At 68.8% G+C, this 14,438-nt stretch carries 16 protein-coding genes; 9 read left to right on the top strand and 7 right to left on the bottom strand.

Features of this window, described 5'->3' with window-relative positions; all coding sequences use genetic code 11:
- Nucleotides 1-3: 3 nt before the first annotated feature.
- Nucleotides 4-921 carry a YicC/YloC family endoribonuclease gene (locus AC07PF_RS00300; protein WP_193353627.1) on the bottom strand — a complete coding sequence of 306 codons (918 nt, stop codon included), beginning with the start codon at nt 919-921 and terminating at the stop codon, nt 4-6.
- A 75-nt stretch (nt 922-996) separates the two neighbouring features.
- Here AC07PF_RS00300 and AC07PF_RS00295 point away from each other — a divergent pair, with 75 nt between their 5' ends.
- The 5 genes from AC07PF_RS00295 to hemW all read left to right on the top strand — a co-directional run bounded on the left by AC07PF_RS00295 (nt 997) and on the right by hemW (nt 5,809).
- The gene (locus AC07PF_RS00295; protein ID WP_007855567.1) at nt 997-2,013 is read left to right on the top strand and encodes a serine/threonine protein kinase; all 1,017 of its coding nucleotides are present in this window, start codon (nt 997-999) and stop codon (nt 2,011-2,013) included.
- A 73-nt stretch (nt 2,014-2,086) separates the two neighbouring features.
- Nucleotides 2,087-2,989: a PP2C family protein-serine/threonine phosphatase gene (locus AC07PF_RS00290; protein ID WP_007855569.1), complete on the top strand. Its 903-nt coding sequence runs from the start codon at nt 2,087-2,089 to the stop codon at nt 2,987-2,989.
- A 136-nt stretch (nt 2,990-3,125) separates the two neighbouring features.
- Complete coding sequence (gene rph / locus AC07PF_RS00285; protein WP_145694976.1) at nt 3,126-3,854, top strand: ribonuclease PH; 729 nt, start codon at nt 3,126-3,128, stop codon at nt 3,852-3,854.
- A gap of 56 nt (nt 3,855-3,910) precedes the next feature.
- Nucleotides 3,911-4,510 carry an RdgB/HAM1 family non-canonical purine NTP pyrophosphatase gene (rdgB, locus tag AC07PF_RS00280; RefSeq protein ID WP_494610507.1) on the top strand — a complete coding sequence of 200 codons (600 nt, stop codon included), beginning with the start codon at nt 3,911-3,913 and terminating at the stop codon, nt 4,508-4,510.
- Nucleotides 4,511-4,528: 18 nt separating this feature from the next.
- Entirely contained in the window at nt 4,529-5,809 is a 1,281-nt protein-coding gene (gene hemW / locus AC07PF_RS00275; protein WP_494610506.1) for a radical SAM family heme chaperone HemW, read from the top strand.
- Here the strand turns inward: hemW and AC07PF_RS00270 are convergent.
- Both AC07PF_RS00270 and AC07PF_RS00265 read right to left on the bottom strand, forming a co-directional pair.
- The gene (locus AC07PF_RS00270; protein WP_494610505.1) at nt 5,806-6,981 is read right to left on the bottom strand and encodes an MFS transporter; all 1,176 of its coding nucleotides are present in this window, start codon (nt 6,979-6,981) and stop codon (nt 5,806-5,808) included. The genes hemW and AC07PF_RS00270 overlap by 4 nt on opposite strands.
- Nucleotides 6,982-7,130: 149 nt before the next feature.
- The gene (locus tag AC07PF_RS00265) at nt 7,131-7,472 is read right to left on the bottom strand and encodes an I78 family peptidase inhibitor (protein WP_494610504.1); all 342 of its coding nucleotides are present in this window, start codon (nt 7,470-7,472) and stop codon (nt 7,131-7,133) included.
- 263 nt (nt 7,473-7,735) lie between these two features.
- On the opposite strand from AC07PF_RS00265, the gene AC07PF_RS00260 reads away from it, so the two are divergent.
- Together AC07PF_RS00260 and AC07PF_RS00255 are read left to right on the top strand one after the other, a co-directional pair.
- Nucleotides 7,736-7,915, top strand: a complete 180-nt coding sequence (locus AC07PF_RS00260; protein ID WP_146187963.1) for a hypothetical protein — start codon at nt 7,736-7,738, stop codon at nt 7,913-7,915.
- Between the two features lie 23 nt (nt 7,916-7,938).
- Entirely contained in the window at nt 7,939-8,280 is a 342-nt protein-coding gene (locus AC07PF_RS00255) for a hypothetical protein (RefSeq protein WP_494609878.1), read from the top strand.
- 109 nt (nt 8,281-8,389) lie between these two features.
- Here AC07PF_RS00255 and AC07PF_RS00250 read toward each other — a convergent pair whose 3' ends face one another.
- The gene (locus tag AC07PF_RS00250; protein WP_494610503.1) at nt 8,390-8,824 is read right to left on the bottom strand and encodes a hypothetical protein; all 435 of its coding nucleotides are present in this window, start codon (nt 8,822-8,824) and stop codon (nt 8,390-8,392) included.
- A 192-nt stretch (nt 8,825-9,016) separates the two neighbouring features.
- On the opposite strand from AC07PF_RS00250, the gene AC07PF_RS00245 reads away from it, so the two are divergent.
- The gene (locus AC07PF_RS00245; protein ID WP_494610502.1) at nt 9,017-10,171 is read left to right on the top strand and encodes an ABC transporter substrate-binding protein; all 1,155 of its coding nucleotides are present in this window, start codon (nt 9,017-9,019) and stop codon (nt 10,169-10,171) included.
- 69 nt (nt 10,172-10,240) lie between these two features.
- Here the strand turns inward: AC07PF_RS00245 and AC07PF_RS00240 are convergent, their stop codons facing one another.
- Both AC07PF_RS00240 and AC07PF_RS00235 read right to left on the bottom strand, forming a co-directional pair.
- Nucleotides 10,241-11,275, bottom strand: coding sequence for a Bug family tripartite tricarboxylate transporter substrate binding protein (locus AC07PF_RS00240; RefSeq protein ID WP_494610993.1), 1,035 nt, complete (start codon nt 11,273-11,275; stop codon nt 10,241-10,243).
- Entirely contained in the window at nt 11,256-12,194 is a 939-nt protein-coding gene (locus AC07PF_RS00235; RefSeq protein ID WP_494610992.1) for a LysR family transcriptional regulator, read from the bottom strand. The genes AC07PF_RS00240 and AC07PF_RS00235 overlap by 20 nt, the downstream gene beginning before the upstream one ends.
- 178 nt (nt 12,195-12,372) lie before the next feature.
- Here AC07PF_RS00235 and AC07PF_RS00230 point away from each other — a divergent pair, with 178 nt between their 5' ends.
- On the top strand, nt 12,373-13,758 hold the full coding sequence (locus AC07PF_RS00230) for an alpha/beta hydrolase (RefSeq protein ID WP_494610501.1): 1,386 nt from the start codon (nt 12,373-12,375) through the stop codon (nt 13,756-13,758).
- Nucleotides 13,759-13,785: 27 nt separating this feature from the next.
- On the opposite strand, the gene AC07PF_RS00225 is transcribed toward AC07PF_RS00230, so the two are convergent.
- Nucleotides 13,786-14,400, bottom strand: coding sequence for a DUF8467 domain-containing protein (locus AC07PF_RS00225; RefSeq protein WP_494610500.1), 615 nt, complete (start codon nt 14,398-14,400; stop codon nt 13,786-13,788).
- Nucleotides 14,401-14,438 lie beyond the last annotated feature (38 nt).

Raw genomic sequence — 14,438 nt, 5'->3', positions numbered from 1 at the left:
ATGTCATTCGATATTTTGCACCTGCTCGCGCATCTGCTCGATCAGGACCTTCATGTCCACGCTGATGCGGGTCAGGTCCAGCGCGGCCGACTTGGAGCCCAGGGTGTTGGCCTCGCGGTGCAGTTCCTGGATCAGGAAGTCCAGACGTTTGCCGACTTCGCCGCCCTTCTTGAGCAGGCGCTCGATCTCGTCGAGGTGCGAATCCAGGCGGGTGATCTCCTCGGCCACGTCGATGCGGATGGCAAACGCCGTGGCTTCGGTCAGGGCGCGGTCGCGGGCGGCCTCGGGCAGGGTGGCGCCGTCGGTCAGGGCCATGGCCTCCTTCCAGCGCTCCATGAAACGCTGGCGCTGCTGCTCCACCAGCAGGGGCACCAGGGGCACGGCCTGCTGGGCCAGCTCGCGCAACTGCTTGAGCCGGTCCAGCAGCATGGCGGCCAGGCGCTTGCCTTCGCGCTCGCGGGCGGACATCAGCGCCGTGAGGGCCTCTTCGGCCAGGACGGGCACGGCCTCGCTCCAGTCCTCGGTGCCCGAGTGGGCGTTGGCGCACAGGCGCAGGGCGTCGGCCACGCTCAGCGGCGCGGCGTTGGGCAGCCAGGACTTGACCGAGTCCTGCAGGGAGTTGAGGCGCTGCAGCAGCCGGGCGGGCGGATCCTGCAGGGTGTTGCTGTCTTCGTTCTCCAGCGCGGCGCGCACTTCCACCTTGCCGCGCTTGAGCTTGGCAGTCAGCAGGGCCCGCAGGGCGGGTTCCATGGCGCGCAATTCGTCGGGCAGCCTGAATGACAGGTCCAGGAAGCGGCTGTTGACCGAGCGGATCTCCAGTCCCAGGCGGCGCGCCTGGGTGGCGCGGCCCTCGGTTTCAGCGCCGGCGGCGGATGTGCCGTGCTGCGCGCTGGCATAGCCGGTCATGCTGTAAACTGGCATTGGACTTTTTGATGGTTGCTTGCGATCCGGCGATTATCCGGGTTCCGCCTTACCCCCGAGTCATCTTCGCAAAATATGTCAAAAATCAAACCGGCCCCCTTGCCACCCGATACCGCGATTGGTGGTTACCGTGTGGTGCGCCGGTTGTCGTCCGGTGGTTTCGGGGTGGTTTACCTGGCCCTCGATACCGAAGGCCAGCAGGTCGCCATCAAGGAATACCTGCCCTCGTCCCTGGCCACCCGTGCCCCGGGTGAGCTGCTGCCCAAGGTGCAGTCCGAGAAGCTGTCGCTGTACCGCCTGGGCCTCAAGAGCTTCTTCGAAGAAGGCCGCGCGCTCGCGCAGATCTCGCACGCCTCGGTGGTGAGTGTGCTCAACTTCTTCCGTGAGAACGAAACCGTCTACATGGTGATGAACTACCTGGAGGGTGCCACCCTGCAGGACTTCATCATCACCGCGCGCGACCTCAAGACGCAGAAGGTGTTCCGCGAGTCCACCATCCGCTCGCTGTTCGACGAGGTGCTGCGCGGTCTGCGCATCGTGCACCAGCACAAGATGCTGCACCTGGACATCAAGCCGGCCAACATCTTCATCACCGACGACAACAAGGCGGTGATGATCGACTTCGGCGCGGCGCGCGAGGTGCTGTCCAAGGAAGGCAACTTCATCCGCCCCATGTACACGCCCGGCTTCGCCGCACCCGAGATGTACCGGCGCGACTCGTCCATGGGCCCCTGGACCGACATCTACGCCATTGGCGCCTGCATCTATGCCTGCATGCAGGGCTTTCCGCCCAACGAAGCGCCCCAGCGCATCGAAAAAGACCGCCTCTCGCTGGCGCTGACCAAGCTGCGCGGTGTGTACTCCGACAACCTCATCGAGGTGGTGGAGTGGTGCATGGCGCTCGACCCGCTGTCGCGCCCGCAGTCGGTGTTCGCGCTGCAAAAGGAACTCAGCCGCGAAGGCGAGCGCCGCTATACCAAGCTCACGGTGGCCGAGAAGATGCGCCTGCAGCTCGATACCCTGGTGTCCGACACCAAGAAGAATGTGCAGAAGGTGGGTGAAGCCACCGGGATCGGAGCCAAGCCCAAATGAACACGGCGCACGCAAAGCAGGTCCAGGCGCCCTGCCTGTCCATCCTGGCGCCCCCTTGCCTGGGTGAATCACTATGAAGTTCTCCGTGTTCCAGATCAGCCGCCGCGGCGGCCGCGAGAAGAACGAAGATCGCATGGGCTATTGCTACACGCGCGAATCGGGCCTGTTCGTGCTTGCCGATGGCATGGGTGGCCACCCCGAGGGCGAGGTGGCGGCGCAGATCGCGCTGCAGACCGTCTCGGCGCTGTTCCAGCGCGAGGCCAAGCCCCAGCTCAAGGACGTGCAGGAGTTCCTCTCGGGCGCCTTGCTGGCAGCGCACCACCAGATCCTGCGCTACGCCACCGACAAGGGCATGCTCGACACGCCGCGCACCACGTTGGTGGCGGCCGTGGTGCAGGCCGGCACGGCCACCTGGATCCACTGCGGCGATTCGCGCCTGTACATGGTGCGCGACGGCGACCTGCTCACGCGCACACGCGACCACTCGTACATGGAGTTGCGCAACAACCCACCGCCGGGGCTGGAGCGCATCAACCGCAACGTGCTGTTCACCTGCCTGGGATCGCCGACCAAGCCCATCTACGACATCACCGGCCCGGTGTACCTGGAGCAGGGCGACCGCATCCTGCTGTGCTCCGATGGCCTGTGGGGCACGCTCAGCGATGAAGAGATCGCCAAGCAGATGGCCCTCCAGGCGGTGTCGCATGCCGTGCCCGAACTGGTGGAGGACGCCCTGCGCAAGGCTGGCGACAGCAGCGACAACGTGACCGTGGTGGCGCTGGAGTGGGAGACGCCCGATGCCTTCGAGTCGACCCAGGGCGTGTCCACCGACAGCATCAGCGACGACGTGTTCGCCTCCACCATCCAGGCCGGTCCGCTCGACGGGCTGGTGGACGACCTGGACGACGCCGCCATCGAGCGCTCGATCGCAGAGATCAACGAAGCCATCCGCCGCTCCGCCGCACGCAAGGCCTGACGGGCTGGCAGCGCCGTCAGGCCTGCACGCCCCGGGGGCGTGGCCGGCCTGGCACCGATCTGAGATACCTGTCTTTCGCACCTGCGCCGCAGCGGCGGCACGCGAGGGCCTTTCTTCCTTCTGTACCGGAAACACCATGACCGCTTTCACCCGCACCAGTGCCCGTGCCGCCGACCAGTTGCGCCCCGTGCGCATCACCCGCCACTACACCATGCATGCCGAGGGCTCGGTGCTGATCGAGTTCGGCAACACCAAGGTGCTGTGCACCGCTTCGGTGGAAGAGCGCGTGCCACCGCACAAGCGCGGCAGCGGCGAAGGCTGGGTCACGGCCGAGTACGGCATGCTGCCGCGCGCCACCCACAGCCGCAGCGACCGCGAGGCCGCGCGCGGCAAGCAGAACGGCCGCACGCAGGAGATCCAGCGCCTCATCGGCCGCAGCCTGCGCGCCGTGTTCGACCTCAAGCTGCTGGGCGAGCGCACCATCCAGCTCGACTGCGACGTGATCCAGGCCGACGGCGGCACCCGCACCGCCGCCATCACCGGCGCCTGGGTGGCCGCGCAGGATGCGGTCACCAAGCTGTTGGCCGCCGGCAAGATCGCCAAATCCCCGCTGGTCCAGTCGGTGGCCGCCATCTCGGTGGGCATCGTCGAAGGTACGCCGCTGCTGGACCTGGAATACGTGGAGGACGTGGGCTGCGACACCGACATGAACGTGGTCATGACCGGTGCGGGACACTATGTGGAGGTGCAGGGCACGGCCGAGGGCGTGGCCTTCACGCGCAAGGAGATGGATGCGCTGCTGGCCCTGGCCGAAAAAGGCATTGCCGAACTCATCACGCTCCAGCAGCAGGCACTTCGCGACTGATTTCGATTTTTCCGGGGCCGGGCGCCGGCCCCATGACGACAAAGATGGTTCCTACGATGAAACTGGTCCTCGCCTCCAACAACCGCGGCAAGCTGGCCGAGCTGCAGGCCATGCTGGCGCCGCTCTCGGTCGAACTCGTGCGCCAGGGCGACCTGGGCGTGGGCGAGGCCGAGGAGCCCTTTCGCACCTTTGTCGAAAACGCCCTGGCCAAGGCGCGCTTTGCCGCTGCGCACACCGGCCTGCCGGCCCTGGCCGACGATGCCGGCCTGTGCGTGGACGCCTTCGGCGGCCTGCCGGGCGTGGACACGGCCTACTACGCCACGCAGTTCGGCTACGAAAAAGGCGACGACACCAATGTGCGCGCCATCCTGGAGCAGATGCAGCACATCGACCAGCGCCGTGCCGCCATGGTCAGCACCTTGGTGGCCGTGCGCAGCCCCGAAGACCCCGAGCCCCTGATCGCCGTGGGCCGCGTGGTCGGCGAGATCACGCGCGCGCCGCGCGGCAGCAATGGCTTCGGCTTCGACCCGGTGATGTTCATCCCCGAATTCGGCAAAACCTTCGCCGAGCTGCCCGTGGAAGTGAAGAACGCCCACAGCCACCGCGGCCGCTCGGCCCAGCAGATGCTGGCGCTGATGCGCGAGCGCTGGTTCTGAGCCAATCCGGACGCTCCCATGGCCCACATCCCCATCGTCCCCGACACCGAGGCCGCCGAGCCCGCCGTGGTGCGCGACATCCAGCACTACATGCGCGCCGGTCTGCTGCAGTTGCAGAGCCTGCCGCCGCTGTCGCTGTACGTGCACCTGCCCTGGTGCATCCGCAAGTGCCCGTACTGCGACTTCAACTCGCACGAGTACCGGGGTGCTGCCGCAGGGGCCGACGCTGCGCACGCTGAAGCCCCTGGCGAGGTGCCCGAGCAGCGCTACATCGACGCCCTGATGGCCGACCTGGAGGCCGCGTTGCCCCTGATCTGGGGCCGCCCGGTGCACAGCATCTTCATCGGCGGCGGCACGCCCAGCCTGTTCTCGCCCGCGGCCATCGACCGCCTGGTGGGCGGCATCCGCGCGCGCCTGCGCCTGGAGGCAGACTGCGAGATCACCATGGAGGCCAACCCCGGCACCTTCGAGAAGGACCGCTTCAAGGCCTTCCGCGCCGCGGGCATCACGCGCCTGTCCATCGGCGTGCAGAGCTTCAACGACCGGCACCTCAAGGCCCTGGGCCGCGTGCACGACCGCGCCCAGGCCCTGGCCGCCGTGCGCGAAGCCGCCGAGGCCTTCGACACCTTCAACCTCGACATCATGTACGCCCTGCCGGGGCAGACCCCGGCCGAGCTGGAGGAAGACATGGCCCTGGCCCTGTCGCTGAATCCACCGCACATCTCGATCTACCACCTGACCATCGAGCCCAACACCTACTTCGCCAAGTATCCGCCGGCCATCCCCGAGGACGACCAGGCCTACGCCATGCTCGACCGCATCACCGAGATGACGGGCCAGGCCGGCCTTTCGCGCTACGAGATATCGGCCTATGCGCGGGCCGGCCACCCGTGCTGGCACAACACCAACTACTGGCAGTTCGGCGACTACCTGGGCATTGGCGCAGGCGCGCACAGCAAGCTCAGCTTTGCCCACCGCGTGGTGCGCCAGGTGCGCTTTCGCGACCCGGGCCGCTACATGGACAACGCGCTGGCCGGCCACGCCGTGGCGCAGGACGAAGAGGTGCGCCGCGCCGACCTGCCGTTCGAGTACATGCTCAACGCCCTGCGCCTGCGCGAGGGCTTTGCGCTCAAGGACTTCACCGAGCGCACCGGCCTGCCCATCACCGCCATCGCCAAGGCCCTGGACAAGGCCGAGGCCAAGGGCCTGATCGTGCGCGAGCCGGGCGGCCAGGTGCGGCCCACGGAGCGGGGCTTCGACTTCCTGAGCGACCTGCAGGAACTCTTCCTGGCCGATTAGTGCATGGCGTGGCGCTGCAGCCGCCACAGCGCGAACAGCGCGCCCAGCGCCACGAGCGAGATGCCAAAGGCCAGCCAGAGGGCGGCGTGGGGCCCCGCACCGGTCAGCAGTGCGGCGAAGGCCGGCGGCGCCACGGCGAACGACAGGTTCAGCGGCATCGCCAGCCGCGCCGACGCGCGTGCATAGGCGGCGGCCGGAAACACCTGCAGCGGCAGTGTCGCGCGGCTCACCGCAATCACCCCGCCCGCCATGCCGTAGACCAGCGCGAACAGCAGCGCGCCGGTGAAGCTTTCGGCCCACAGCAGCACGATGAAGCTCAGGGGGAACAGGGCCGACGCCGCCAGCCCCAGCGCAAAGCCCGACCAGCGCCCGCCCCCGAGGAAGTCGAACAGCCGCCCCGCCCACTGCGCGATGCCGATGAACGAGGCCGCCGCCAGCGCGCTGGCATGGCTCAGCCCCGCCGCCTCGAACAGGATGATGATGGTGAGCGCGAAGCCCCAGGTCACGAAGCCGTTGGCCGCGAAGGTCGTGGCCAGCAGCACGAAGCGCGGCCGGTCGATGGCCACGGGCTCCGCGGCGGCGTGCGCCACGGCATTCCCGCGCGGGCGGCGCGCCAGCATGGCCCAGTGCAGCGGCAGGCACACCAGCAGCACCAGCGCTGCAAAGGCCAGCGTCGCCACGCGCCAGCCCCACTGGGCCTGCAGCAAGCCCGTGAGTGGCCAGAACAGCGTGGAGGTGAGGCCCCCGGCGAGGATCAGCACACCGAGTGCCCGGCGCGCCTTGTCGCCCGCGATCTCGGTTACCGCGATCTGCGCCGGCGTGCTCAGCATGCCCGCGCCCGCCAGGCCCAGCACGGTCCACGCCAGCAGGTAGGACACAGGGCCCTGCGCCAGCCCCACCAGCGCCAGGCCCAGTGCGCCCAGCAGCGAGCCCAGGATCATCACCGGGCGCGCACCGTGGCGCTCGAACACGGCGCCCAGCGGCCACGAGACCAGGGCCATCACCACCAGCATGGCCGTGGGCCCGGCCATCACCAGCGGCAGGCCCATGCCCAGTTCAGCCGCCATGGCCGGCCCCGTGACGGCCGGCAGCCAGAAGGTGGAACCCCAGCCGATGAGTTGGGTGAGCGACAGCGCGGCAATGGCGCGGGTGGTGGGGGAGGGCAGGGGCATCGGGAAAACGGGTGGCGCACAACAACTGCAAGCAGAGCGGCTTGCGCACCGATGGTACTTGCAGGCCTTGCCGCCCGGGCTGCGCCCTGGGGTGTCGGGCGATGGCTCTCAGCCGCAGGGCCGCCAGGCCCCGGCCGGCCATGGCAAACTCAGCCGCAACGCACCGTGGTGATCTTTCCGCTCGCGTCCATCACCAGGTTCAGGCGCTCGGGGTTGAACTCCATGGTCACGGGCTGGTTGTCGCGCAGCACGCGGGCCATGGCTGCGCCGGAGGCCACGCGTGCCTGCTCCACCGTGCTGGCGGTGGGCTGCTTGCCCTTGGCACCCTGTGCGGGTGCGGCATTGCAGGTACCGCCCTTGGGGCCGGGGCCCACCGAGGGCGTGCTGTCGGTCGCGGGCGTGCGCGCGGGTGTCCCGGCGCAGCCTGCAAGCAGGACAAGGGCGAGGCCCGCGCAGGTGGCGAAAAGGGGGCGGTGGGGGCTGCGGCGCATGGGGTCTCCTGAAAAGAAAAAGGCTAAGGGGTACAGAGAAGGTTTGTGTCCACCACCATACCGCCTGGCGTGCCGCCCATTTGTGACGCGGCGTAACCGCCATGGACCGGCCTACTGGGAAGGCTGCCCGGTGCAGGACACTTCCTACACGGGCCTCCTCGGCTCTCCGACTCCGCGTTTTCATCGAAAGTGCGCCAATGCAGCCATAGCCCCTGTTTTTGCCGCACGCGAGGATGGAAACCATGCACTTCGAAGACCTTCACATGAGGCGCCTTGAACTGATCGGCGAGCCCGATCCCCTGCAGATGGGCCAGCCCATGCGCGCAGCCTCGCAATCCCAGCAGAGCGAATACCTCATGGTGGGCCGCACCGACATGGCCCACGTGCAGGTGGAGCCGCAGTTCGGCGACACGGTGTACGGCGAATTCCAGGCCATGGGCTGAAACCCTTGCACAAGGACACCACCATGCTTGCCGCCATTGCCAATCCCAGCCCTCGCCAGCGCCCCGCGCGGGAGGAGGACGACGCCGTGCCGGGCAGCCTGATCCTGCACATCGCCCACGATGGCGCGCACAGCTACCGTGCGCGCATGTTCGATGAGCGCGACCAGGTCGGCGCCCCCACCTACCACTCGCGCATCGACGAGGCCATCCGCTGGTATGGCGAGCATTCGCCCGTCGCTGGCGTCAAGGCCTTCCGCATCTGGTATGGAGGCTGGTGCGCTGGCAGCTTCGGCCTGGTGGAGATGGAGCGGGACGCCGACGACATTGCCGAGCGCCTGCTGGTCCTGGCCCTGGTCGCGCGCTGACCCGGCCACCGCGTCCACGCAGGAGCCCGCTTTAACGCGGGCTTCGTCGCTTTCTTCAGGTCGCACCCCGCCGCTGCGCTGCCTCAGGAAGGTGCGGCGTGCAGCCGTTTCAAGGGATCAGGTAGTAGTACCAGATCCAGGGCGTGTAGACCAGGTTGGGCGCCCAGGCCACCACGATGATGCCGTTGTAGAACGGGCAGTTGTACCGGTCTGCGAAGTAGCCGTCGAAGGGGATGAAGGTGCCCGCCACCGTGCAGCCCAGATAGCCGGTCAACTGCAAGAAGGCATCGTTGCGCGTCAGGTAGCCGATGGACTGGGTGGCCGTCGGGTACGTGGTGCCCGTGCTGGTGCTCAGCAGGTAGGTGTAGAAGTAGGTGGGCTCGATCACCAGGGCCTGGCTGGTGGCCCCCTTGGCGGCCGGGCTGGCCATCGGCCGTGCCATGGGCGGCAGCTGCACTGCATCCAGGTTCGGCGCCTCGCTGGCCTGCGCCAGCGCGCCGTGCGATACCACCAAGGCCAACAGCAGCAAGAGCAGCTTTTTCATGGCATTCCCCCGGGAATTTGGTACCCATGGTTGCACTCTCCGGGCAAGAGTGCAAGCCCGTACGACCAGTTTTCTGCGAAATCGAAGCTGACAGAAGGCTGTCGCCCTGGTGCCAGTGCTGGTATAAACGCGCTCGGTCACCGGGCATGAGGGCGCCGGTGCTGCCACTACGACAAAAACCAGAGGAGACACATGAACCCGAGCGCTGCCGCGACCCCTGTCCGCCCATGGCTTTTGAGCCCCGTTCTCTGTGCCGGCGCCTTGCTGGCCATGCTGGGGGTGGCGCAGGCGGCCCCCATCGTGGTGGGGCAGGTGGCGCCGCTGTCGGGCCTCAAGGCCAGCGACGGCCGGGGCTACTCGGCCGGCATGCAGATGTACTTCAACCACGTCAACAAGTCCGGCGGCATCAACGGCAACACCCTGGTGCTGGCCCGCAAGGACGACACCGGCCGCGCCGACCAGACCCTGGCCGCCACCCAGCAACTGCTGGCCGAGCAGCGCCCGTTGCTGCTGGCTGGCTACATGGGCGCCGGCAACCTGGCCGCGCTGCAGAAATCCGGCCTGCTGGCCAAGGAGAAGATTGCCTTGGTGGGCTACCGCAGCAGCACCTTCCAGCCCGACTCGCCCCTGCTCTACAACGTGCGCGCCGGCCTGCGCGACGAGATCGGCAAGATCGCCGAGCACCTGGCCACCGTGGGCATCACCAAGCTGGGCCTGCTGTACGAGGAAGGCCCCGACGCCCCCGCGCTGCTCGCCAGCGCCGAAGAGGCCGTGAAGAAGAACGGCGGCAGCCTCATGGCCAAGGGCTCCTACGAGATGGACACCCTGCGCATGGAGAACGCCAACAAGCTGCTGCAGGCGGCCAAGCCCCAGGCCATCATCCTCATCACCAGCGGCGCCGCCGCTTCGGCCTTCATCGAGAAGTACCGGCTGGAAGGCGGCACGGCACGGCTCTTCGCCTCGTCCGACGTAGACCTGGAGCAGTTGGCCAAGCGCCTGGCCGAGGAGCACATGCAGGGCATCTCGATCGCCCAGGTCACACCCAACCCGTACCGCGCATCGAGCAAGCTGAGCAAGGAATTCCGCGAGGTGCAGGCCAAGAGCGGCGACCCCGATGTGCCCGTGAGCTACGCCATGATGGAGGGCTACATCGCCGCCAAGGTGATCGCCGAGGCCGCGCGCCGTGCCGGCGCCAAGCCGACGCGCGAGAACCTGGCTACCGCGCTGGACAGCATCGACAGCCTGGACCTGGGCGGCTACACCGTGGGCTACCGCCCTGGCCAGCGCAGTGGCTCGCGCTTCGTGGAGCTGTCGATCGTGAGCGCCACTGGCCGCATCCGGCAGTAGCGCCGGCTTATCACCCCCCGTTGTCCATGGTGCGCCAACTGCAGGGAGCGCCTCAGGGGGCGTTTCGTCTCAGCGCAGCAGCGCCCCGCCCCGTCGCACCAGGGCTTCGTTGCCCTGCCGGTCGGCGGCGATCTGCTGTGCGAAGGCAGCCACCGTACCGCCTGCGGGCAGCACATGCTTGTCGCGCAGCGAGGCTGCCAGCCCTCCTGCATCGAGGATGCGGTTGACCGCCTCGTTCAGCCCCTGCACCAGGGCAGGCGGCGTGTGCGCCGGTGCGAACAGACCGAACAGCGAACTCAGGTTGGCGCGTGGGTAGCCCAGCTCTGCCAGCGTGGGCACATCGCGCAGGCCCGCCAGCCGGGCGGGCGAGCCCACGGCCAGTGCGCGCAGGCGCCCGGCAGCCACGTACTCGAGCTGCTGCGCCGCGAGGTTGGTGGACAGCACTTCGAACTGGCCACTCAGCGCGTCGTTGAGCTGCGCTCCACCGCCCTGGTAGGGCACGTGGGTGATGTCGGCACCGCTGTGCAGCCGCGTCTGGGCCAGCACCATGTGCCCGGTGGTGGCCACGCCCGAGCTGGCCCAGCGCACGGCGCCGGGCCGCGCGCGGGCCAGGGCGATCATGTCGGTGAACGAGCGCGGCCCCAGGGCCGGCGTGCCGATGACCAGCACCGGTGTGTGCATGACGCCCACGATGGGCATGACCTGGGTGAGCAGGTCGCGTGCACCTGGTACCAGCAGAGGCTGCAGCGTGAGCGGCGTGATGGCCGAGAAGGCCAGCGTGTGCCCGTCGGGGGCGGAGCGGGCCAGCAGGTCGATGCCCACTGCGCCGCCGGCACCTGCGCGGTTGTCCACCAGCACCGGCACGCCCAAGGTCTGCGCCAGTGGCTGCGCCAGCGCACGCGCGGTCGCATCGCTCACGCCACCGGGCGGGTACACCACGATCAGGCGCACGGGGCGGTTGGGCCACGGCACGGCCTGTGTGGCGGCATGCACGGCCGGCATGCCGGCCACCAGTGCAGCACCGCCCAGGGCTCCGCGCAGCAGGCGGCGGCGCGGCCAGGCGGTGGTGGGAGGCGGCGCGGGCTCAGGCGGCTGCAGTGGCACCACGGGCCCTTTCGGCCGCGATCTTCGTGACCAGTTCCACAAAGGCCCCCGTGGGGCCATGGCAGTCGCTCTTGCGGTAGGCCAGGGTCAGCGGCGCACCTAGCTTCACCGCGCGGGCCAGCGGCCGGTAAACGATGGCGTTGTGGTGCGTGCCCTGCATGGACGAGGGCACCACCGAGATGCCGGCCCCGGCGGCCACCAGGTTCAGGTTGGTCATCATGCGGTCGACCTCCGAGACCACGTTGATGGCCACGCCTTCGCGCGTGCACAGCTCGAGCAGGTTGGCATACAGCCCCGGTGCGCCGGGCTTGCGCACGAAGATGAACTTCTCGCCCTGCAGCTCCTTGAGCTGCACCGCGCCGGGCTTCTTGGCCGCGGGCAGCTGCGCCAGCGGGTGGTCGCGCGGCATGGCCAGCACCGCAGGTTCCTGCAGCAAGGTCTTGAGCACCACGCCCTTGGGCCAGGCCACGGGCACGCGCAGAAAGCCGCAGTGCAGGCGCGAGGAGGCCACCGCGTCGGTGATCTCGGCGGCGTTGTTCTCGCTCACCAACAGCTGGATGCCGGGGTAGGTGGCGCGGCACATGCGCAGCGCCTCGGGCGTGAAGTCGTGCGCTGCCGACGAGCTGGTGAAGCCGATGGAGAGCATGCCCTGGCTGCCATCGGCAAAGGCCAGCATGCGCTCCTGCATGGCCGCGCAGTCGCGCAGCAGGCGCGTGGCCTCGGCATAGAACAGCTGGCCCGCATCGGTCAGCGTCACGCCCTTGGGGTGGCGCAGGAACAGGGGCACGCCCAGCTCCACCTCCAGCCCCTTGATCTGCTGGCTCAGCGGGGGCTGCTGCATGCCCAGGCGCTCGGCGGCGCGCGTGATGTGCCGGGCATCCGCGACGGCGACGAAGTAGCGCAGGTGCCGGAACTCGATATTCATAACGTATGGATTACAGATTATTCAGGTGTTTGGCATGTGCAGCCTACGCTCCTAGGATACGCCCTGTTCCCTGCAGCCGGCCTCGTCGGTTTCCCTGTGGCTGGCTTCGCGCCCGCCTGTGCATCCCGCAGAGGAACACGCTTTTGCCACAACAACAACCGGAGACCCATCCATGCGTTCCACCACCGGCTCGCGCAGCCCGGTCGCTTCGTCGACCCTGTCCGTCCTGTCCATCCTGTCGGTCGTCACCCTGCTGTCGGCCTGCGGCGGCAGCGACAGCCCCGCGTACCCGCCCGAGGCCAAGCCCACGCCCGTGGCCTGCCCTGCCGAGCTGCCCACCACCGCCACCTGCCTGGGCGGGCGCGACTCGGCCGGCGCCTACTACCTCATCGCCACGCCCAAGGACTGGGGTGGCAACCTGGTCCTGCACGCGCATGGCGGGCCCGATCTGGCCGCCCCCACGGCCGAGCGCGCGCAGGAAGACCTGGTGCGCTGGGCCATCATGGTCAAGGCCGGCTACGCCTGGGCGGGTTCCACCTTCCGCCAGGGCGGGGTCGAAGTGCGCGCCGCGGCCGAGGACACCGAGCGCCTGCGCCGCATCTTCAACGAGCACGTGGCCGTGCCCAAGCGCACCGTGCTGCACGGGCAGTCGTGGGGCGCGGGCGTGGCCGCCAAGGCCGCCGAGATGTTCACGGCGCAGACCGTGGGATCGCAGCCCTACGATGCCGTGCTGCTCACCAGCGGCGTGCTGGCCGGTGGCACGCGTTCGTACGACTTCCGCCTGGACCTGCGCGTGGTCTACCAGTACCTGTGCAACAACCACCCGCGGCCCACCGAGGCGAGCTATGCGCTCAACCTCGGCCTGCCCGCCACGCTGACCCTGGCGCGCGACGATTTCAACGCCCGCGCCAACGAATGCCTGGGCCTGGACAAGACCGCCGCGCAGCGCACGCCCGAGCAGCAGCGCAAGGTCGAGACCATCGAAAAGGTGGTAAAGATTCCCGCCAGCTCGATCTCGGCCCACCTGAGCTGGGGCACCTACCATTTCCAGGACGTGACCGCCAAGCGCACCGGCGGCGCCAGCCCCTTCGGCAACACCGGCGTGGTCTACAGCGGATCTGCCGACGACGCGGCGCTCAACGCCGGCGTACTGCGCTACCGCGCCGATCCGGTCGCAGTGCAGCGCTTCGGCGACGACACCGACCCCAAGGGCATCATCCCCGTGCCCGTGCTCACCACCAAGTGGATCAGCGACCCCACAGCCTTCGTCGAACTGGACGCCTACTTCAAGACCGTGATGGACCGCGGCGGCAGCGGCGAGCGCCTGGTGCAGACCTTCGTGAACACCGGTACGCACAGCTACATCAGCGACCCGACCTACCCGGCCCTGGTGACCTCGCTGCTCGACTGGGTAGAGACGCGCACCAAGCCCACGCCCACCAGTGTGGCGCAGCGCTGCACCTCGCTGGAAGCGCGCTTTGGCGCGGGCTGCAGCTTTGCGCCGGCCTATGTGCCCGGTGCGCTGGAGACACGCGTGCCAGCGCGCACGCGGCCCTGATCACGGAGGCCGGGCGCAGCGGAGCGGCTACACCGTGGCCGGAAAGCTGTCCGCCAGCCGCGCCTCCACCACGGCATTGCGGGATTGCTTGACGCAGCGCTGCGGCGCATCCGCGCGCAGCCACTGCAGTGCGTGCGGCCCCACCCAGACCTGCGCGTCGGGCTTGCCGGGGTTGGCCGAGCGCCCCGGCACGGCCGGGCCGAAGGGCTGGCTGGGGTTGCACCAGCAGACCACCGCGTTGGTGTAGTGCTTGCGCACGAAGCGGCCCAGGGCCTTGTAGCGCCGCTCCACCCCCTGGGCGGCTTGCGCGCTGGCGTTGCCCGTGGAGACCGCGATGCGCCCCTCGGTGAGCACACCGCCTGTGAAGACCTCGGAGCGCAGGAACTGCACCGTGGCGTACTCCGATTCGCAGTACCAGTCGTTGCAGCCGGCGATGTAGCGCGCGTCCAGCGCCGCCTGGTCATCGGGCGACCAAAGGATGCAATAGCTGCCGCGGATGGCATCGAGGGTGCGGAACGTCTCTGGCGCTGCGGCCTTCCAGCGCGGGCCGTCGATCAGCAGCACGGCGGGGTCGGCAAGGACCTGCGCCGCGAACTCGCGCTCGTCGTCGGGGTGCATCACAAAGCGCAGCTGGCTGTTCATCGGCAAAGAAGGGCGGGGGTGCCGCCGCTGGAATGCGC

This window comes from Acidovorax sp. GW821-FHT10A04 (genome assembly GCF_059415825.1).
The sequence above is the reverse complement of the archived record's forward strand: the minus strand, read 5'-3'. Positions and strand labels throughout refer to the sequence as shown.

Excerpts from the sequence above, each read along its gene's own strand:
- AC07PF_RS00300 (WP_193353627.1), bottom strand. The coding sequence starts at position 921 with ATGCCAGTTTACAGCATGACCGGCTATGCCAGCGCGCAGCACGGCACA.
- AC07PF_RS00295 (WP_007855567.1), top strand. The coding sequence starts at position 997 with ATGTCAAAAATCAAACCGGCCCCCTTGCCACCCGATACCGCGATTGGT.
- AC07PF_RS00290 (WP_007855569.1), top strand. The coding sequence starts at position 2,087 with ATGAAGTTCTCCGTGTTCCAGATCAGCCGCCGCGGCGGCCGCGAGAAG.
- rph (WP_145694976.1), top strand. The coding sequence starts at position 3,126 with ATGACCGCTTTCACCCGCACCAGTGCCCGTGCCGCCGACCAGTTGCGC.
- rdgB (WP_494610507.1), top strand. The coding sequence starts at position 3,911 with ATGAAACTGGTCCTCGCCTCCAACAACCGCGGCAAGCTGGCCGAGCTG.
- hemW (WP_494610506.1), top strand. The coding sequence starts at position 4,529 with ATGGCCCACATCCCCATCGTCCCCGACACCGAGGCCGCCGAGCCCGCC.
- AC07PF_RS00270 (WP_494610505.1), bottom strand. The coding sequence starts at position 6,981 with ATGCCCCTGCCCTCCCCCACCACCCGCGCCATTGCCGCGCTGTCGCTC.
- AC07PF_RS00265 (WP_494610504.1), bottom strand. The coding sequence starts at position 7,472 with ATGCGCCGCAGCCCCCACCGCCCCCTTTTCGCCACCTGCGCGGGCCTC.
- AC07PF_RS00260 (WP_146187963.1), top strand. The coding sequence starts at position 7,736 with ATGAGGCGCCTTGAACTGATCGGCGAGCCCGATCCCCTGCAGATGGGC.
- AC07PF_RS00255 (WP_494609878.1), top strand. The coding sequence starts at position 7,939 with ATGCTTGCCGCCATTGCCAATCCCAGCCCTCGCCAGCGCCCCGCGCGG.
- AC07PF_RS00250 (WP_494610503.1), bottom strand. The coding sequence starts at position 8,824 with ATGAAAAAGCTGCTCTTGCTGCTGTTGGCCTTGGTGGTATCGCACGGC.
- AC07PF_RS00245 (WP_494610502.1), top strand. The coding sequence starts at position 9,017 with ATGAACCCGAGCGCTGCCGCGACCCCTGTCCGCCCATGGCTTTTGAGC.
- AC07PF_RS00230 (WP_494610501.1), top strand. The coding sequence starts at position 12,373 with ATGCGTTCCACCACCGGCTCGCGCAGCCCGGTCGCTTCGTCGACCCTG.
- AC07PF_RS00225 (WP_494610500.1), bottom strand. The coding sequence starts at position 14,400 with ATGAACAGCCAGCTGCGCTTTGTGATGCACCCCGACGACGAGCGCGAG.